The organism is Acinetobacter seifertii, assembly GCF_016064815.1.
Taxonomy (GTDB): Bacteria; Pseudomonadota; Gammaproteobacteria; order Pseudomonadales; family Moraxellaceae; genus Acinetobacter; species Acinetobacter seifertii.
In genome coordinates, this window is sequence record NZ_CP065820.1 from 3,557,900 (window position 1) to 3,577,207 (window position 19,308).

At 39.9% G+C, this 19,308-nt stretch carries 22 protein-coding genes and 1 pseudogene; 12 read left to right on the top strand and 11 right to left on the bottom strand.

Translation table 11 applies throughout. The annotated features are described in order from the left end of the window. Nucleotides 1–45: 45 nt before the first annotated feature. Nucleotides 46–2,031, top strand: coding sequence for a PhoX family protein (locus I8T81_RS16400; protein ID WP_086495943.1), 1,986 nt, complete (start codon nt 46–48; stop codon nt 2,029–2,031). A 60-nt stretch (nt 2,032–2,091) separates the two neighbouring features. On the opposite strand, the gene I8T81_RS16405 is transcribed toward I8T81_RS16400, so the two are convergent. Next, entirely contained in the window at nt 2,092–2,877 is a 786-nt protein-coding gene (locus tag I8T81_RS16405) for an NRDE family protein (protein WP_198072786.1), read from the bottom strand. A gap of 93 nt (nt 2,878–2,970) precedes the next feature. Here I8T81_RS16405 and lgt point away from each other — a divergent pair, with 93 nt between their 5' ends. The 7 genes from lgt (at nt 2,971) to msrA (ending at nt 7,856) form a co-directional block, all read left to right on the top strand. Continuing rightward, the gene (gene lgt / locus I8T81_RS16410) at nt 2,971–3,789 is read left to right on the top strand and encodes a prolipoprotein diacylglyceryl transferase (protein WP_004698831.1); all 819 of its coding nucleotides are present in this window, start codon (nt 2,971–2,973) and stop codon (nt 3,787–3,789) included. A gap of 73 nt (nt 3,790–3,862) precedes the next feature. After that, complete coding sequence (locus tag I8T81_RS16415; RefSeq protein WP_198071662.1) at nt 3,863–4,222, top strand: hypothetical protein; 360 nt, start codon at nt 3,863–3,865, stop codon at nt 4,220–4,222. An 11-nt stretch (nt 4,223–4,233) separates the two neighbouring features. After that, nucleotides 4,234–4,599 carry a hypothetical protein gene (locus tag I8T81_RS16420; RefSeq protein WP_198071663.1) on the top strand — a complete coding sequence of 122 codons (366 nt, stop codon included), beginning with the start codon at nt 4,234–4,236 and terminating at the stop codon, nt 4,597–4,599. A 165-nt stretch (nt 4,600–4,764) separates the two neighbouring features. Further along, on the top strand, nt 4,765–5,607 hold the full coding sequence (thyA, locus tag I8T81_RS16425; protein ID WP_002115009.1) for a thymidylate synthase: 843 nt from the start codon (nt 4,765–4,767) through the stop codon (nt 5,605–5,607). A gap of 44 nt (nt 5,608–5,651) precedes the next feature. After that, entirely contained in the window at nt 5,652–6,161 is a 510-nt protein-coding gene (locus tag I8T81_RS16430; RefSeq protein ID WP_019458053.1) for a dihydrofolate reductase, read from the top strand. Nucleotides 6,162–6,175: 14 nt separating this feature from the next. Continuing rightward, complete coding sequence (locus I8T81_RS16435) at nt 6,176–7,231, top strand: DUF4105 domain-containing protein (RefSeq protein ID WP_198071664.1); 1,056 nt, start codon at nt 6,176–6,178, stop codon at nt 7,229–7,231. Nucleotides 7,232–7,331: 100 nt separating this feature from the next. Continuing rightward, nucleotides 7,332–7,856 (top strand): peptide-methionine (S)-S-oxide reductase MsrA, encoded by a 525-nt coding sequence (msrA, locus tag I8T81_RS16440; protein ID WP_198071665.1) that lies wholly within the window; start codon nt 7,332–7,334, stop codon nt 7,854–7,856. A gap of 57 nt (nt 7,857–7,913) precedes the next feature. On the opposite strand, the gene I8T81_RS16445 is transcribed toward msrA, so the two are convergent. The 5 genes from I8T81_RS16445 to I8T81_RS16465 all read right to left on the bottom strand — a co-directional run bounded on the left by I8T81_RS16445 (nt 7,914) and on the right by I8T81_RS16465 (nt 11,760). Beyond that, nucleotides 7,914–8,318, bottom strand: coding sequence for an ExbD/TolR family protein (locus tag I8T81_RS16445; protein WP_004698850.1), 405 nt, complete (start codon nt 8,316–8,318; stop codon nt 7,914–7,916). Beyond that, a complete protein-coding gene (locus I8T81_RS16450) occupies nt 8,318–8,938 on the bottom strand; it encodes a MotA/TolQ/ExbB proton channel family protein (RefSeq protein ID WP_019458050.1) in 621 nt (206 codons plus the stop codon). Before I8T81_RS16450 ends, I8T81_RS16445 begins: the two co-directional genes overlap by 1 nt. Nucleotides 8,939–8,982: 44 nt before the next feature. Further along, nucleotides 8,983–9,738 carry an energy transducer TonB gene (locus I8T81_RS16455; RefSeq protein ID WP_039250355.1) on the bottom strand — a complete coding sequence of 252 codons (756 nt, stop codon included), beginning with the start codon at nt 9,736–9,738 and terminating at the stop codon, nt 8,983–8,985. 391 nt (nt 9,739–10,129) lie between these two features. Next, a complete protein-coding gene (gene purU, locus I8T81_RS16460) occupies nt 10,130–10,993 on the bottom strand; it encodes a formyltetrahydrofolate deformylase (protein WP_004698860.1) in 864 nt (287 codons plus the stop codon). Nucleotides 10,994–11,067: 74 nt separating this feature from the next. Beyond that, on the bottom strand, nt 11,068–11,760 hold the full coding sequence (locus I8T81_RS16465; protein WP_019458048.1) for a TetR/AcrR family transcriptional regulator: 693 nt from the start codon (nt 11,758–11,760) through the stop codon (nt 11,068–11,070). A gap of 112 nt (nt 11,761–11,872) precedes the next feature. Here I8T81_RS16465 and I8T81_RS16470 point away from each other — a divergent pair, with 112 nt between their 5' ends. The 4 genes from I8T81_RS16470 to I8T81_RS16485 all read left to right on the top strand — a co-directional run bounded on the left by I8T81_RS16470 (nt 11,873) and on the right by I8T81_RS16485 (nt 15,750). Continuing rightward, complete coding sequence (locus I8T81_RS16470) at nt 11,873–13,321, top strand: coniferyl aldehyde dehydrogenase (RefSeq protein ID WP_198071666.1); 1,449 nt, start codon at nt 11,873–11,875, stop codon at nt 13,319–13,321. 167 nt (nt 13,322–13,488) lie between these two features. Next, on the top strand, nt 13,489–13,725 hold the full coding sequence (gene rpmB, locus I8T81_RS16475) for a 50S ribosomal protein L28 (RefSeq protein ID WP_000048256.1): 237 nt from the start codon (nt 13,489–13,491) through the stop codon (nt 13,723–13,725). Between the two features lie 12 nt (nt 13,726–13,737). Continuing rightward, nucleotides 13,738–13,893: a 50S ribosomal protein L33 gene (gene rpmG / locus I8T81_RS16480; RefSeq protein ID WP_001205031.1), complete on the top strand. Its 156-nt coding sequence runs from the start codon at nt 13,738–13,740 to the stop codon at nt 13,891–13,893. A gap of 147 nt (nt 13,894–14,040) precedes the next feature. Then, nucleotides 14,041–15,750, top strand: coding sequence for a cation:proton antiporter (locus I8T81_RS16485; protein WP_004698868.1), 1,710 nt, complete (start codon nt 14,041–14,043; stop codon nt 15,748–15,750). A gap of 36 nt (nt 15,751–15,786) precedes the next feature. Here the strand turns inward: I8T81_RS16485 and I8T81_RS16490 are convergent, their stop codons facing one another. From I8T81_RS16490 to I8T81_RS16510, 5 genes and pseudogenes are all read right to left on the bottom strand, one after another. Further along, nucleotides 15,787–16,065 carry a hypothetical protein gene (locus tag I8T81_RS16490; protein WP_004698869.1) on the bottom strand — a complete coding sequence of 93 codons (279 nt, stop codon included), beginning with the start codon at nt 16,063–16,065 and terminating at the stop codon, nt 15,787–15,789. Between the two features lie 112 nt (nt 16,066–16,177). Next, complete coding sequence (locus I8T81_RS16495) at nt 16,178–16,681, bottom strand: DUF6586 family protein (RefSeq protein WP_004698871.1); 504 nt, start codon at nt 16,679–16,681, stop codon at nt 16,178–16,180. A 123-nt stretch (nt 16,682–16,804) separates the two neighbouring features. After that, nucleotides 16,805–16,966: pseudogene (locus tag I8T81_RS16500) on the bottom strand (ASCH domain-containing protein); the annotation flags it as partial. 7 nt (nt 16,967–16,973) lie between these two features. Further along, nucleotides 16,974–17,213 (bottom strand): RNA recognition motif domain-containing protein, encoded by a 240-nt coding sequence (locus I8T81_RS16505; RefSeq protein WP_019458044.1) that lies wholly within the window; start codon nt 17,211–17,213, stop codon nt 16,974–16,976. 73 nt (nt 17,214–17,286) lie between these two features. Beyond that, nucleotides 17,287–19,266: an ATP-dependent helicase gene (locus I8T81_RS16510; RefSeq protein WP_198071667.1), complete on the bottom strand. Its 1,980-nt coding sequence runs from the start codon at nt 19,264–19,266 to the stop codon at nt 17,287–17,289. Nucleotides 19,267–19,308 lie beyond the last annotated feature (42 nt).

Consider the following 19,308-nt stretch of genomic DNA (forward strand, 5'->3'; position numbering starts at 1 on the left):
TAGAATCAACTCAACAAATATACACACAAAAGTTACGGATTTATTATGACAACTGCTTCTAACCACCCAACACGTCGCGATATTTTAAAATGGTTTACGGGGATTCCTTTTCTTCCATTAGGTGCGATGGCTACGGCAGCAACGTTAGCAGGCTGTAATGACAGCAATAATGATTCAAATGTTGTTACTCCACCGCCAACAGTAAATTTTAAAAATGCAACCTTTACCTCAATGGCTGCACCTTCTTTAGCTAACCCAGCAGCAATGGCAACCACAACTGTCGGTTCAACCCTTTCAATCAGTTGGGAAGATGGCTCAAAAACTGACTATACATTAGCGTATAAGCCTTTCTTCACAACTGGCGATCTTGTTGCAGATGGTAAAGGTGGAAAAATTCTAGCGGGTGGTTATGTTGATATTAATAACCAGCCGATTATCGATAAATCAAAACCTGGTCAAGAACGTCAGTTCTTCTCTGATTGTCCAGATGGAAGCTCTTTAATTAGCTTTAAACAAGCAACAGGTCGTGATTTTACCGATGCAGACAAACAAGCTTTAGGTGTTACAGGTAACCCGGTATTTCACGTTGTTCAATTTGAATATACGACTCGCGATCAAAGCTTAAAGTCTATGTATGGTTTACTACCATCTCCAATTGCGATTTTAACTTTAGACCAAGACCCTAAAACTGGTCATTTAACGCTTATTAAATACCACAATGTCGATACTTCTAAAGTAAACGGTCTATGGATCACTTGTGGTGCAAGCTTATCTCCATGGGGAACTCACCTTTCTAGTGAAGAATACGAACCAGACGCAAACAACGTTGCTGGAAGCTACTTACCAGTATTTAGCAAAAACTTATTTGGTGATAGCACTAAAGGCAACCCTTACCACTACGGTCATTTACCAGAAGTAACTGTAAATACAGATGGTACGGGTTCAATCAAAAAACATTACTGTTTAGGCCGTATTTCACATGAGCTTATTCAAGTTATGCCAGATAACCGCACTGCATTGATGGGTGATGATGCAACCAATGGCGGCTTATTCATGTTTGTTGCCGATAAAGAAAAAGACTTATCTGCGGGTACACTCTATGTGGCTAAATGGAAGCAAACCTCAGGTGTAGGCGCTGGTGCCGGTGATATTTCTTGGATTAACCTTGGTCACGCGACAAGTGCGGAAGTAAAGAGCTGGGCTGATCAATATAAGATTACCGACCTGATGGATGTAAAAACATCTGATCCAAAAGATGCAAGCTATACCAAAATCCGTTTTAGCGGCAAAGATAACTGGATCAAACTTGTACCAGGTAAAGAACGTGAAGCAGCTTTCCTAGAAACGCATCGTTACGCAGCTTTAGTTGGTGCAAGTATGGGTTTCACCAAGATGGAAGGTACAACTGTCAATATTAAAGACAAAATTGCATACTCTGCAATGTCTTATGTACAGTCTTCTATGATTGATAAAACCACTGATATTCAAGTGCAAGGTCCAAAATCTGGTGCTATTTATGCACACACTTTAAAAGGCAGCCAAGTCGATAACAAAGGCCAGCTCATTAACAGTGAATGGGTATCAACTCATATGGAACCACCAGCAGCTTTAGTGGGTGAAGACCTCACTACTGCTGACGCTTTGGGTAACACTGCAAACGCAGATAAAGTTGCCAACCCAGATAACATTAAGTTCTCTGAAAACTTACGTACACTCTTCATTGGTGAAGACAGTGGTATGCACGTAAATAACTTCTTATGGGCATATAACGTAGATACCAAACAATTAAGCCGTATTCTATCAACACCTGCTGGTGCTGAATCGACAGGTCTTCACGCGGTAGATGCAGTGAATGGTTGGACGTACATTATGAGTAACTTCCAGCACCCTGGTGACTGGGAATCTCCATTACACGATAAAGTACAAGCAACGCTTGACCCTCTTGTTCGTGCAAACTACAAAGACCGTTTTGCTGCTGCGGTAGGTTATATTACGGCTGATCCTCTAGCACCATCTGTTGTGAAGAAATAATTCTTACCACAACTCAAAAGAAACCTGCTTTATGCAGGTTTCTTTTATTGTATTTAAAGTTCATTTATTTCTAAAAAGAGGTACCTGCTGCTGTACAATTTGGCCGCTATGTTCGCCTTGCTGGGTCTTTTCCAACCAAATCCATTCATTATTGGTCATTCTTAAAAAATTCGAACACCGGGTTCCATATACTGGACTTTGAATAAAAGTCGATGATAGCAACTCTTCCATTTCTGGTTGAATACCCGTATTTGGCAACAGTGCTGTGGTGACTTTACGCTCATCTTCTAAAATATCCCACGCTGCATGTTGCAAGCTTAGCTCTTCTGTTTTGTGCTGATGCATAGGTAGGTACTCTTGCGTAAAACGAGTTCTTAAATGTCTGGTTTTCTCCCAGTGATCGGACATCAAACCATTCGAAACCACATACACACCATTAGCTAATACTTGAGGTGCTTCTCCGCGGTTACTCATATAAACCGCTTGATCAGCCGTTCCCATAAACAGGTTAAAACCAGCAAAGTTCTGTTGCTGTTGTTCTAATTGCTGAGCAAAACGAATCGGTAATAACTCAGACTCTAAAAAAGCCTGAACTAAATGACCACGAGAAGTTTCGTATTGCTGTTTATCACGTCCATCACGGAAATTAGTTAACACAGCCCATCGGCCCTGCGGCGTAACCCCCATCCAAGTACCACCTGACTGTAAGTCTTGCCCTGCAATGATGGGTGTATGTTCCCATTGATGCAACAATACAGTTGGTCGATGATAAAACTCATCACGGTTTGAAATAAGACACAAGGGCATATCATCCAGAACATGCCATGCTAAAGCCACAATACACATTGATTCTTGTTCCCTATGTTTACACATTGAATGTACAACATTTTTCACATCATTCCGCTACAATCTGTCAAAACGTAAGATCAAGGAGCAGCAATGCTGACCTATCCTAATATCGATCCGGTCGCAATACATCTAGGACCTCTTCAAGTCCATTGGTATGGACTCATGTATTTATTGGCATTTTTATGTGCTTGGGGACTTGCTTCCTACCGTGCCAAACAGCGTGATGGCTGGACATCGGACATGGTTTCCGATCTGGTGTTTTACGGCGCTCTAGGTGTTGTACTCGGCGGACGTATCGGCTATGTGCTTTTCTATGAGTTTGATAAATTCCTTGAAAACCCAATTTGGCTATTCCAAGTCTGGACTGGTGGTATGAGCTTCCACGGCGGCTTCTTAGGCGTCATGATTGCAATGCTATTCTGGTGTAAAAAATATCAAAAAACATGGTTCCAAACACTCGACTTTATTGCCCCTTGTGTACCGACAGGCTTAATGTTCGGACGCTTCGGTAACTTTATTGGTGGAGAGTTATATGGTCGTGCGGTTACAGATCCGAACTATCCATTTGGAATGATTTTCCCAACCGATCCATTACACTTGGTTCGCCACCCTTCTCAAATTTATCAAGCGCTTTGTGAAGGTCTAATTCTATTCATTATCTTATGGTGGTTTAGTTCAAAACCTCGCCCACGTATGGCCGTTTCATCACTATTCTTGATGGGTTACGGCGTTGCACGTTTTGTAATGGAATTCTTCCGTCAACCAGATGCCGACCAAGGTTTCATTTTATTTGGCTGGATGACTAAAGGTCAGATCCTTACCGTTCCAATGCTACTCATTGGCCTTTGGATGATGTGGTATGCCTATCAAAAGAAAATTTATGACTGGGGCCCACAAAAGAACAGTTAACATCTAAATCAGAGGAGTTTCGACTCCTCTTTTTTATGCTACAGTTTTTATCTCCCAAGAAAGAAGATACACCATGCTGGAATTCTGGTTTAACGAGCAAGTCCCGTCTTTTAAAAAATTAATGATCTTAATTATTACCCTCTTAATCTGTATTGGGTTATATCAATATCAACCATTACCGTTAGATACTATTTTAATGTTTACGGGAACTGGGGTTATTTTTTTAATCTGCCGTTACTTTAAATTGCATTTTGCTCAAAGTAACCCAACCGGTTTACTTTACCGTCTATTTACATGGGTCCCTATTGCTCTCTTGTTTGCACTTATTTTTGTGAAAGCCATGCCTAACTTACTTATTTGGGGCGTTCAAGGCATTGCATTTATGGCGCTTGCTGCTTTTATTTTTTCACCACAATCGTTGTTTAACAAATAGGCTCCCTTTTTATGTTGGCTTATTGGTACAACGCACCGCGTCACATTAAACTCATCTTCATTATTGTCGTTTGTGCTGCAATTTATGCAGCCAATCAAGTTCAGCCTTTATCATCGACTTACACTGTTCTTAGCCTCGTGTTAGGGTTCGGGCTTCATTTCGGGCAATATTTACAAACAAAAATTCCAGAGCACAGCTCATATAAATCTAAATTCCAGTTTCTGCTTAGAATTTACCCTCTCCTCATTGTTGTTATTGTGATGTGGTTATTGCCCCCTCAACACAATTGGATCGCAACGATACAAGCTTTAGGCTTTGTACTGGTTGGATTTTTTCTTGTTTCAATTTATCAAAATCGTGCCAAGCGTTTTGAATAATTACGCCTCTTGAAATGCCATAGAACTATTTTTAGATTTTCATCTTGAGCTACAACAGGTATCATCTTCAATGGTTCATGATGAAGCAGCTCTATTACGTAATTATTTATCGTTGAGCTATCTCCCCCCTTTATTTTATGGAATTAATCCGAACTCGAGAGTGTTATGCGTGCATATTTAGACCTACTACAACATATCCTTGATAATGGCGGTGACAAAGGCGACCGTACAGGCACAGGAACCCGTTCTGTATTTGGTCATCAAATGCGTTTTGATCTCTCTAAAGGTTTTCCTTTACTCACCACAAAAAAAGTTCACTTCCGTTCTATTGTGATTGAGTTACTTTGGTTTTTAAAAGGCGACACCAACGTCCAATATTTAAAAGACAATAAAGTTTCAATTTGGGACGAATGGGCAACAGCAGAACAAACAGCACGTTTTGGCCGTCCAGAACATGAACTAGGCCCAGTTTATGGTCATCAATGGCGTAATTTCGGCGCAACTAAAAATGCTGATGGTACTTATAACCAAGATGGTTTTGACCAAATTAAATGGTTAATTAACGAAATCAAAACTAACCCAAATTCACGCCGTTTAATCGTTTCTGGTTGGAACCCAAATGAAGCTGGACAAGTTGCATTGCCACCTTGCCACACACTCTTCCAATTTTTCGTACAAGACAACAAATTGTCATGCCAGCTTTATCAACGAAGTGCTGACGTATTCTTGGGCGTGCCATTTAATATTGCTAGTTATGCTCTACTCACTCATATGATTGCTCAAGTGTGCGGCTTAGGTGTAGGTGATTTTGTTTGGACTGGTGGCGATACACATCTGTATGCCAACCATTTTGAACAAGCACGACTACAATTAACCCGCGAACCATTACCACTTTGCCAATTAAAACTTAATCCGGAAGTTAAAGACCTTTTCGATTTCAAATTTGAAGATATTGAGATTGTAGGTTACGAGTCACATCCAGCAATTAAAGCACCGGTTGCAGTATAACAAAGGCTTAAATTTCATTTGATTACGGTTTAGAGAATAAGATTATGGCATGGCAAAATGTAGAAGTTGTCCACGTTGTGGCAATGGACAAAAATCACTGTATTGGTAAAGGCAACGCGTTGCCATGGCATATCTCTGCCGATTTAAAACACTTTAAAGAAATCACTCAAGGTGGTGTGGTCATCATGGGCCGTAAAACCCTTGAGTCTATGGGCCGTGCTCTACCGAACCGTGTGAACTGGGTAATTACCCGTGACATTAACTGGCACTTTGATGGTGTAAAAATTGCGTATTCAATTGAAGATGCTTTAAACGCAGCTTTAGAAGATGCCAAAAATACTGAAAAGCAAGCTCTTTTCATCATTGGTGGTGGTGAAATATTTAAGCAAACTTTGTCAATTGCAGACCGTCTTGAACTCACTCATGTTGACTTAGATGTCCAAGGTGATGCACATTATCCAACTATACCGAGTGAATTTCATAAAGTTGCGAGTGAGCAGCAAGTAGATGAAAAAACAGGAACTTCATTCGAATTTGCAACTTATAAAAAATAATTTTATGGCCGCCTATGCACAATATCGGAACACGTGAATTTATTATCGCCCTCCTCTTCGGTGCTTTACATGGTCTATTCACGTTGTTTATTGTGCTTTCCAGCATTTGGGTGTGTTTAGCACTTTGGGTGCAACAACCTTTTGGCTGGTTAGGCAGCCGCATTATTATTGGCATATGGATTGCCTTTGCTTTAAGTATGGCTGGCTTATATTTCAATGGCCATATCATTAGCCGTCGTACAGACATTTTGATCTATCTGTTAGCTTTTGCTTGTTCTTTGGCTTGGTATTTCTCGATTACAGCACGTCAAGATCGTGACTGGAATCCTGAAGTTGCCAATATGCTAAGTTACGAAAAACACGGCGATGTAATTACCTTGCACAATGTCCGTAACTTCAACTGGCACCCTGATGGCACTTATGATGTCCGCTGGGAAACCCGTACTTTTGACCTGAACCAGTTAAATGGCATAAATATTATTACCTCTTACTGGATGGGGCCACAAATTGCTCATACTTTGGTCAGTTTTGAGTTTAAAAATCAACAACCCTTAGTTTTTTCAATCGAAATTCGAAAAGAAAAGAACGAAGAGTTCTCGGCAGTAGGTGGTTTTTTTAGAAAATACGAACTGAGCTTAATTGCGTCCGATGAAAAAGATATTGTCTACACACGCAGTAACATTCGTAAAGAGCAAGTTTATAATTTCCCAATTAATATGCCCCGTTCTGAACAGAAAGCGCTATTTTTAGAATATCTTAAAAAGTCAGATGAGCTACGTGCTCAACCAAAATGGTATAATACGCTCACAAGTAATTGTACAACCTTGATTTTCGATATGGTTCAAGCGATTAATCCATATCAACTTCCTAAAGATTATCGTTTAATAGCCTCGGGTTATTTACCTAATTATTTATATGATCTTAAAGCCCTTAATCAAAATATTAGTTTAAAGCAGTGGTATCAAATCGCACACATCAATCCACGCACTGAATATTTTGAACAACTTTCAGATCAGAGTAGTGAACACTTCTCTCAAATCGTTCGACAAGGTTTACCTAAAGCAAAATGAAATAAGTAATGCACTTTTCTTTACTTTTTTATACATGCTTTACTTTGTAATCTAAATAGATAGACCCTATTGTAATAGGCAGGAAATAGAGGGAAACACAATGCAACAGGCATTATTTGGCGGCGGCTGCTTTTGGTGTGTCGAAGCCGTATTTTTACAGATCCGTGGTGTAGAAAAAGTAACTAGTGGTTACGCAGGTGGACATACGATCAACCCTACCTACGAGCAAGTATGTCAAGGCGATACTCAGCATGCTGAGGTTATCTTGGTTGATTTTGATGAAAAGCAAGTAACATATTCACAGTTACTCGATGTATTCTTTGCAACACATGATCCAACGACTTTAAACCGTCAAGGTAATGATATTGGTACTCAGTACCGCTCTGTTATTTACTATTATAACGAAGAGCAAAAGCAGGCAGCAGAACATACGATTCAAACGCTAAAAGAAGACGATCTTGATATTGTGACTGAATTGTCTCCTGTGCCAACATTCTATCCGGCTGAAGAATATCATCAGAATTACTATGCAAAGAACCCTTCACAAGGTTATTGCAACTTTGCGATTCCACCTAAGCTATTAAAGCTATATAGTAAATTCCAGCATCTGATGAAAGATCAATAAATCAGAATAATAAAAAAGCAACCAAATTGGTTGCTTTTTTATTGAGTCAACTAAATTTTAGTTTTCACTTACAAAGGCAATATCGCTCAGTCCGGCTTCACTGGCGCGAGACATTACCTGAGCCACAGTATCGTACTTCGACTCTTTATCAGCACGAAGTTGAACCGTAGGTTTAACCTCGCCTTGACCTGCTTCTTGGAAACGTTTTTGAAGCTCATCAAGGCTAATTACTTGAGTATCCCAAGCCACTTCACCATTTGCATTAATACTAATCGTAATCGCTTTTGGTGGTGGATCAATAATTTCAGCAGTTGTTTTAGGCAGTGTTAATGGAATCGATGGGTTGGCAACTGTTGCTGTGACCAAAAAGATGATCATTAACACCAACATAATGTCGATTAGCGGAATGAGGTTCATCTCATTTATGCCACTATCGTGGTCTTCACCCAATTGAAAAGCCATTAAGCTTGACCTCCAACATAACTTTGTTCTGCAGTTTTAACATCAGATTTTACAGTTGAGTCTTGCTGCAACATGGTATCGATTAACAAACTATGTGCTTGATCTTGTAAATCATGAGCAAGACCACGATTAGCACGTACACAAATGTTATAAGCCAATACTGCAGGAATCGCAACTGCAAGACCAAGACCAGTCATAATAAGCGCTTCACCTACTGGTGTAGCTACTTGAGCCAATCCTGCTTGTCCGCTCTTACCTACAGCAACCAACGCGTGGAAAATACCCCATACCGTACCAAACAAACCAACGAATGGTGCAATTGAAGCAATTGTTCCTAAAACAGAAATACCTTTTTCAGCATTGACTTTTTCAGCAGAAATTTGGCGCAATAATGCTTGCTCTGCAACTGCTTTACGCTGTTCAAAACTTAAAGGTTGTAACTTTGCTTTTAGCGAAGTAATAGCCTTAGAAAGTTGGGCATAAGCTTGTTGTTTTAGTTGGCGAGTCCCCATCAAACGTAAGATGAAAACTGTCCAAGTAGCAATCGACATTGCCAATAAAATGAAATACAGGGTTTTACTCACTGCATCTGCATGTTGCCAATAGATTGAAAAGTTCATATTCGAACTCCTGATTAAGGTTAGCCGTTGGGACTCAAATTCGTTTAAGGGGTTAAATCAAAGGGTTGCTCTGCTTTAATTGGATAAGCAACACCATTTTCCATATAAGGTTTAAATTTCGCACCGCGAACAGCGCGAACTACTTTGTCATCTAGACTTGAAATACCGCTGCTTCGGGTCACACGCACGTTGATGATTTTGCCTTTTTCGTCAGCTTCAATTTGTACAACAACTGAGCGTGCTTCACCTTGTAAATCTTTTGGTGAAACAGTCAAACGTGGGGAGCGGCTCCACTGTACACCTGAACCACCAATTGAAACGCGTTTTGGTGACGGATCTGGTGCAGGTTGAGCTTTAGGCGCTTCTTGTACCACTGGTTTTGGCTTCTCAACGACTTTTTCAGTAACAGTTGTCGCTGGAGCAGCTATTTTGGGTTCAACTTTTGGTTCTGTCTTTACTGTTTGTTTAGGAGTTTCAGCCTTTTTCACCTGCTGGATTTTTTCCACTGGTTTAGGTGGAGTCACAGGTTTCTCAACAACTTTAACTTCTTTTACCTCTTTCTTAGGTTCCGGCTTTTTAGGCGGCTCCTTTGGTTTAGGAGGTAGTGGTTTCGGTTGCTCTTGAATTTTTACAAAGCGGACTTGTAAAGGTTTCTTATCAATTGGCTTTAGTTCAGCAGGCTTAATGTGGCTAACTGCCCATAAGACCCCGATATGACCAATTGCAACCGCAATTAGGGCCGTGATGACTTTCTTTTTCATCGGATTAGGAGAGTTTAAGGCTGCGGAAGATTGACTCATAAGAATCTAATTACCTAATGGATGATGATCTCGACCTTTAATTAAGAGAAACGATTTCAAACATCGGATAGAACAATAAAGTGCCACAATAATAAATGAGAAGTGTTTTCATTTGCAACTACTTTTTTTCGCGAAAAACACTACCCAGTATTGTGCTATCTAACCTCATAAAGTGATATCACCTTACTTTTCTGTTGTATAAACAGCACGCTAAAAACTTTGAGTTCATTTCTTATTTATCAAACTGTGCTCAACATAAGCGTTGATTAAACAATTAAATATTAAGGCTAAGCAATCGAACATCAAATTTATGTTACGTTATAACATTTTAAATTTATTTTAGCCATAAAAAAAGCATGCCTAAGAGCATGCTTTTAAAAATATGAGGTAATTAGAAAACAACCGTCTTATTACCATCTACAATGATACGGTCTTCTAAGTGCCATTTAACAGCACGAGCTAATACATTACGCTCTACATCCTCACCAAGCTCACGCAACTGCTCAACATTATAATCGTGGCTTACACGTTCAACGTCTTGCTCAATAATCGGACCTTGGTCTAGGTCAGCAGTCACATAGTGAGCTGTCGCACCAATCAACTTCACACCTTTTTCATAGGCTTGCTTATATGGGTTTGCACCAACAAAAGCAGGTAAGAATGAATGGTGGATATTGATGATTTTCATTTCCCATTTTGCAACAAAATCTTCGCTTAAAATCTGCATGTAACGTGCAAGAACTAATAAGTCGTTACCTTGCATCATTTCATCAATTTGAGCATAAGCTTCAGCTTTATTGTCTTTAGTTACTTTAATTACAGTAAATGGAATACCGAAGTTTTCAACAGATTCACGCAAGTCTTCATGGTTAGAAATTACATGCGTAATTTCACAAGGTAACGACCCACGTGCATGACGCCATAATAACTCAAGTAAAGCATGGTCGACTTTAGAAACTAAAATACCAACTTTTTTAATTTCGTTTACGAATGCAAGACGCCATTGCATGCCATAACGCTCAGCAACGTTGACAGCAAATGTTTGAATTAATGCATCTTTACGCGACTGTAAATGATCAAGTTCAAATTCAACACGCATGAAATAACGCCCACCTTGAGCTTCCGTCGCATACTGATCAAGCGCGGTAATGTTTGCACCTTGATGGTACAAAAAGCTCGATACAGCCTGTACGATCCCAGGCTTGTCTTCACAAGTAATCAGTAAACGGGCTGTATTGGCAGTGGTCATATTCATTTTGTTAATATCACTTAATTGAGACAAATTTTTGATAAGCCGAGTATTCTAGCGCTCTAAATAAACAAGCACAACTATTCATCTTTTAAGGATGACAAGCTTGCGAAAAGATCAGAAGGCCCAAGTGATTCGAGCAGTTGTTCATAAGTGGCACGGCTTTCACCCATTAAATAAGGGCCCTCTAAGAAAACCATCTGACGCAATGCCTGCCAAACCCATTTCTCTTCAAGATGATTGTTGTCACTAATATGTCCAGACATATATAAAAAATTAGTCCAGTTCGTTAAAACAATCCAAAGGTTAATAATGAGTGCTTCAATTTCAGAAGCCGTCATTTTCATAAGACCTGCGTCGACAAAGGCTTGATAAATTTTTTGCCCTTGTTGCATCACTTGGCCTGCAAATCTCGGATAGATCTTTTTAAAGTCTTCATTACTTTCAACTAAGTGATAAACATCACGATGAATAAAACGATAATTCCAGAGTTGACCACTTAACACTTGAAAGTAGTTAATTTTATCAGTAGTGGTTAAAGGTCTGTCTTCAGGTAAAGAGAGCATTTCTAAAGTCTCTACCTGATACTGATACATTAATTCCTTAATGATTTCATGCTTATTTCGAAAATGGTAATACAAGTTTCCAGGACTAATCCCCAACTCTGCAGCAATATGATTGGTTGTGACAGACCGTTCGCCACGCTCATTAAAAAGCTGCAAACTGATTTGTAAAATCCGGTCTTTTGTCTTCAGAGCTTTAGGTAGAGACATTTCAATAACCTTCGTTAATTCATATGGTTAAGACGTGAATACAGAAACCAACTTGACTCTTTAGAGTATTTACTCTAAAAACTAAGTATATCAGTATATTTGGTAAGTACCGATGAACAGTCAAACAAAAACAAATCCAGAGACTCAGGTTCCTTATGATGTTAAGCATTTACATGATTTGCTTGAGCAGCAAAAGATTGCCTACTTACGTCATCCGGTACCCACTGCTAAAGAACGTATTGATCGTTTAGCTCGTCTTAAAAGAGTTTTGGTAAAATATCAAGATCAGATTGCCGAAGCAATTAACCTTGATTATGGTAATCGTGCCATTATGGAAACCAAAATTGGTGAATTGCTTACTTGTCTTGAACAAATCAAGTATTACAGTAAGCACTTAACCGGTTGGATGAAACCATCAAAACGCCATATCAGTGTATTACATCAGCCAGCAAAAGGTTGGGTACAATATCAACCAATAGGTATTATTGGCATTATTACACCTTGGAACTACCCATTACTCTTATCAGTTGGACCACTTATTTGTGCTCTCGCGGCTGGTAACCATGCCATGATCAAAATTTCGAGTGCTTCTCCAAACTTTGGACAAGTTCTTGAAAGTGCATTAGCGGAAGCATTCCCACAAGAGTTGGTCGCTGTTGTAAATGGTGGCGGTGTAATTTCCGATGCGTTTAGCCATTTAGCTTTCGATAAAATGATTTTCACAGGCTCGACTTCGGTTGGTAAAACCGTCATGGCAGCCGCAGCTCAAAACCTTGTGCCGGTTATTCTTGAGTTAGGCGGTAAATCCCCTGCTCTTGTCCATGCTTCCGTAGAGATGAAAGATGTCGCACAACGTATCGCTGTAGGTAAATTGTGGAACGCTGGTCAGACTTGTGTTGCACCAGACCATATTTTCTTACCACGAGGCAAAACTGCTGAGTTCATTGAAAACTTTAAATTGATTGTCGCAGGAATGTACCCTCATTTCCGCAACAATCAAGACTATACTTCTATTATTAATGATAAACAGTACAACCGTATTCAAGGATATCTCGAAAATGCTCGTGATCAGGGTGCTCGTATTGTTGAAATTAATCCGCAAAATGAAATTTTAGATGACGTCCGCAAAATTCCACCGACTCTAGTCACTGGTGTAACGACTGCAATGGATATTATGCAAAATGAAATTTTTGGTCCTGTTCTACCAATTTTAGAATATGACCAAATAGAAGAAGTCATTGAGTTTATTAATAGTCGTCCGCGTCCTTTAGCAATGTATTATTTTGACTATGATCAGGCACGCGCCGATTATATCTCTCAACATACTCATTCAGGACATTTCGGAATTAACATGGTCATTACCCATGTTGCTCAAGATGACTTGCCATTTGGCGGAATTGGGGCATCAGGTATGGGCAAATATCATGGTCCAGAAGGCTTTTTCGGGCTTTCACATGAACGTTCGGTAATGTCGAATCCAAAACTTTATAGCCTGAAATACATTCTTCCACCGTTCAATAAACCAATTCATCGCTTCATTTCGAAAACCTTGTTGCGTTAACTGATCAAGGCATGATCTGTTACACTAGTTCATGCCTCGTTTTTACCAATTTCGCTTGTCTTTTAATCGTATTTTTGGTATAAAACGCCCCTTGAATGAATTCATCCGTTTACATTTAGTATGACTGGCCACAGATTTGCTGTTGGCTAAATCAATGGAGTTACACCATGTCTAAGGTTTGCCAAGTTACCGGCAAGCGTCCAGTCGTTGGTAACAACGTCTCACACGCCAACAACAAAACCAAGCGCCGGTTCGAGCCGAACCTGCACCACCACCGTTTCTGGTTAGAAAGCGAAAAACGTTTTGTACGTCTTCGTTTAACCACTAAAGGTATGCGTATTATTGACAAATTGGGTATCGAAAAGGTTGTTGCAGACCTTCGTGCTCAAGGTCAAAAGATCTAAGGAGTCTGAGCAATGCGTGATAAGATTCGTCTCGTTTCTTCAGCTGGTACAGGTTATTTCTATACCACGACTAAAAACAAACGTACTATGCCGGAAAAAATGGAAATCAAAAAATTTGATCCAAAAATCCGTCAACACGTGATTTTCAAAGAAGCTAAAATCAAATAATTTTAGCGTCGAAAAAAACGACTTCTTTAAGAAGTCGTTTTTTTTTGCATTTTTTTTATACCCACCTTTTTGTTAAACTTTCTACATATTCCGCCTTGGCATTTTTTATGCTTGTCTTTAGCCTAACTCACGTAAAAGGAGTTTTTAGTGCCGCATGACGTAGATTTAATTATTTTACTTGCTGTTGGTTTCGGCGTTGCCCTCTTTTTTGGCTATATTGCCGCCCGACTACGACTTCCCCCTCTTATCGGCTATTTAATTGCCGGAATTATTATTAGTCCCAACACTCCCGGTATAGAAGCAGACATTCATCTAGCAAACCAACTTGCTGAGCTTGGTGTAATGTTTCTGATGTTTGGCGTTGGGATGCATTTTTCATTAAATGATCTTTTACAAGTTCGACGTATTGCCTTACCAGGTGCAATTTTACAGATAGCCGTTGCTACCTTACTTGGTGTTGGCGTTTCAATGCTATGGGGCTGGAGCTTTGGCTCTGCACTGGTTTTTGGCTTAAGCTTATCGTGTGCGAGTACCGTTGTATTATTAAAAGCTTTAGGAGACCGTGGTCTTTTAGACTCTGTAAACGGCAAAATTGCGGTAGGTTGGCTGTTAGTTGAAGATTTGGTAATGGTACTTGTTTTAGTACTTCTTCCAGCTACAGCGGTTTTACTTGGTGGAAAAGCACCAGCAGGCGCAGAAGGAAACATCTGGCTAACACTGGGAATCACTCTATTAAAAGTGATTGGCTTTATTGCGTTTATGCTTATTGTGGGTAAGCGTGTTGTTCCTATCATTATGCAGTTTGTTGCGCGCTTAGGTTCAAGAGAGCTATTTACGCTGACTGTCGTAGCAGCTGCTGTTTCGATCGCTTATGGCTCTTATGCCATCTTTGGGGTTTCAATGGCCTTAGGAGCCTTCTTTGCAGGTATGGTCGTAAAAGAATCAGACTTTAGCCACCGTGCAGAAGAAGAAACCCTTCCTCTACGTGAAATTTTCTCGATTTTATTCTTCGTTTCTGTAGGAATGTTGTTTGACCCACATATCCTTATCGAGCGTCCACTGCATATTTTAGCAGTTATCGCGATTATTATGGTGGGTAAAACGCTTGCTGCAATGGCTTTAGTTTTATTCTTCCGCTATCCAATCAATACTGCTTTGACCGTCGGGGCCAGCCTTGCACAAATTGGTGAGTTCTCATTTATTTTGGCAACACTTGGCGTTTCTTTAGGTCTATTAACGCTAGAAGCTCAAAACCTGATTTTAGCAGGCGCTTTGTTCTCAATTACGCTTAACTCTTTTGTTTTCTCGGCAGTTGAACCTGTACAACGCTGGATTCGTGAACGCTCTCATTTAGCACGTCTTCTCGAGCGCAGTGGTGATCCACTTGCGATGTTGCCAGATGAAGTTGACCAAGCTTATCTACGCGATCAAGTGGTGATTGTAGGGTATGGTGGTGTTGGACGACGTATTACTGAAAATTTGATTAATCAGAATATTAAAGTCGTGATTGCAGAAGAAAATCGTGAAATTGTAGAAAAGCTACGTCAAGCAAATATTGCTGCCGTGAGTGGTGTCGCAACTGAACCTGGTGTTTTAATTCAGGCTCATATCATGCATGCACGACTATTGGTGATTTCCCCTATGGATATTTTAGATATTCACCGAATTGTGGATATTGCTAAACAATTAAACCCTCAAATTCAGGTTTTAATTTGTGCAGAAAGTAAAGAAGAAGCAGCAGTCATTCGAGATGAAAATATTGGTGAAGTATTCTATGCAAAAGAAGAAATGGCAAAGAATATGAGCCACCATATTTTAAATCAAATCGAACTGGCGCATCAGTCAACACATCATTAACGTATAAAAAAAAGCGTACTCTAGAGTACGCTTTTTTTAACTTAGAAATTTAGGCTGCTCATCTACAACCTCAGCCTGCCATTCATTGACCTGCTTTTCGAGCAGTCCAAATAAAGCAGCCTGAATCATATGCTGTGCAACTACAGGCGTTTGCTCGCCTAAAATCTCTTTTAGTTCATCACTAAATTGAATTTTAACCAAGGGCTCTTTTTCAGAACCAGCATTACGCAAGGCAAGCTCACCACCTTCGAGTTGGACTAACTCCAACACTGCTTCTTGATTGCCAAATAACTCTTTCAATTGCTGTATAGACATATACTTCCTCCATGTTTCAACATGGTGGCAAAGCACCCTTGCACTTTGCATCTCTCGTCTTATTTATATAGGCGCACTAGGATTAAATTTCAAGCGCTTAAACAGTTTAATTTTAGAACTCGACCATTTCGTTACGAAAACCATCAATTAAATGACTTAATTCTCTATGCCATTCACGCAAGATTTTCACATCGGGCAACCATGACTGAGGTCCCTGAGTCACTTTAATGATCAAATTAGAAGATGTTTCTTCTTCTGGCGTTGGTTCAGTTGGTTCTGGTGCGTACTGACACATACGGTAAGCGCGCTTTAACTCTGCAACAAAGCCATCTTTGGCTAATTGCTGCAAAACAGAAACCTCAGGAGAAACCTGACCTTTTGCAGCCATGAGTTCTTCAATCGATTTTAATGTCGGCTGTGAGTCATTTAAACGGTAGTAACGTACCAGTTCTTGCAGAAAAGCCAGCATTGCACCATGCAAGTGAAAGACAGCTGTTTCACGATAAGCTTGTACCTGCTGTACATGATCAGTTTGCTCTGCTTGTTGACACGCTAAGCGCGCAAAATAGAGTTTTTGATTGGTACGATCGGCATGATAACGAGCAACACGTGACATAACTAAACTTTCCTGTTCTAAAGATTGCCATCAATATGGCTATTCTTAGCTTAACGACTCCATTGATAAAATCAACGTTATTTATGGAAAATCCAAAGCGACTTGATAAATTTTTCGTTATTACTCATCACCATCATTGATTAAAAAATTCGGGTTCTCAACAATTAATAGATCTTTAAGAGGCAACTCTGTAGGCACCCATGAACGAACTTCTAGAGTCTTTACACCTTGGGCTATACGGGTTCCATTTGGAGCAACCACAGAAAGAGCTAAAAATTGTTGCATAAAAACATTACTCTTCAGCGGCTTTAACGCGAATTCCGTAACCTTTTACTTTAAGTGTATTTAAGCCTTTAATGGCTTTGATCGCTTCACGTGGATTCGGCATTTCGACAAAGCCAAAACCTTTTGATTTACCTGTTTCTTTATCGGTTACAACAACACAAGAATCAACTTTACCATAAGCCTTAAACAGCTCTAAAACTTCGGCTTCAGTCACTAAGCGATCTAAATTACGAACTAATATTTTCATTTTCCAACCTTCACTGGCCTTCAAAATAAGGGCCAATATACATTTGAGTATTCAAAGTGTCTTATACAGTAGTTTAGTCGAGATCGATACCAAAACCTAAGTTTACTGTTCGTGAAGTGTTCCATTGTTTTTTGGCAAATGGCTGTGGAACTTGACGATGAATTTTTGCCTGAACTAAATGTGCGGGTAGATCATTTAAGAAATAACTTTCGATTTTACGACCTTGTTCATCATACGTGTCTTGTGACCATGTATTGAGGTTTTGCTTCGTCAGAATCAATTCATTTTCCGCACGTGTTAATGCAACGTATAACACACGGCGTTCTTCTTCGACATCATCAAAATCCCCCTGCGCGCGCGCATATGGAAACTGATTTGGTGAGACATGCGGTACATAACATACCTTTTGCTCTGCACCTTTAGCCGAATGAATTGTAATTAAGGTCACTAAATCATCATCGCCCGCTTTTTCAATTTCAGAAACTGAAATCGGCTCAAGCACATATTCTTCAAGAAATTCACCCAGCGATGCATGCTTACGCGCAAGTTGTTTAACCAAATCAAAATCTTTAGCGCGACGTGACCAGTCTTTCGTTTTATAGTTTTGCCCTAACTGTTCACTTAGGGCATCAAGTGCGAGACCAATACTTGCTTCAACATGCTGCTGTAACACATCAAGCTGTTTCAAAATCAAAATAGCCTGTAAAGGGACTTTTCCATGACGCTCCAAACGCTGACAACGTTCTTCAACCTCACTAATGCCGATTAACTCTTGTGCTAACTTACTGGCACCAACATCACCAATACCATCCCATAAGGTTAAAAAGCGCATCCAAGCCAAGTCATCCTGCGGGTTACTTACAATACGCAATAGACTGAGTACATCCTTTACATGTGCAGATTCAAGTAACTTTACGCCACCAATAAAACGATAAGGTATCTCAGCAGCAATAAATGCACCTTCCAAATAGCGAGCACTGTAGCCAGAACGAACCAACACCATGTGTTCATACCAATTTGCGCCCTGCTGATGTCGCTCTATTAAGTCTTGTGCAATCCAATTGGCTTCTTCAAATTCATTACCAAACAAGTGGAGCTGTGGCTTTTGCCCTTTGCCACGATGTGCCTGTAATTGTTTTTCATAATCGATTGGGCTATGAGCTAATAACCAATTTGATAAGTCTAGTATTTCTTGAGTTGAACGGTAATTTAAATCTAAGGTATGAATAACGGCATCAGGAATCCGTTCTTTAAAAGAATGAATGTTTTCAAAGTCGGCACCGCGGAAACCATAAATGGACTGAGCATCGTCACCCACACAAAACAATTTCACCTTACCAATCAGCGGCTGTAAAAGAGCCCACTGTAAAGGGTTGGTATCTTGCATTTCATCGACCAGCAAAGCCTGACAAAAACCTGCAACCCAATCTGTGAGTGCTTCCGAGTTTTGCAAATGAACAGCGACTATCGACAAAATATCGTCATAGTCTAAAAAATTGCGCTCTCTTTTACGTTGCTCATAGGTTTTCATTAGCTCCGCAATTTGTGCCTTGTACTCATATGCTTCAGGTAATTGCTTGAGTAATGCCTCTGAAAGCTTAGATTGCGTATTACGGGCATAAGAATACAAATCACACAGCTCTGCTGCTTTAGGTAAAACGTTATCTTTGTCTTTACCTCTCAATAAGCGAAACATAAGTAACTGATCATCACGATCAATAATGCTAAATTGGGTCAAACCAAAAGCTTGTGAATTACGACGCAACAAGTACATGCAAAAGGTATGAAAGGTTGATGCACGAAGACCCTTGGCTTGTGCCCCAACATGCTGTTCAACCCTTGCAACAATTTCACTCGCGGCACGGCGCGTGAACGTTAAAATCTGGATTTGATTTGCAGGTAATCCCTGATCAATTAAATAAGCTGCGCGAGCAACAATAGTTTTAGTCTTGCCACAGCCTGCTCCAGCCAAAACCAGACAGTTTTGAGCTGTAGTCGTTGCTGCCTTTTTTTGCTGAGCATTTAATTCATTAATTAACTTTGCAAGACTCATAACACACATCGCTAAAACACCAAGGCCTAGTTTAACAGACCC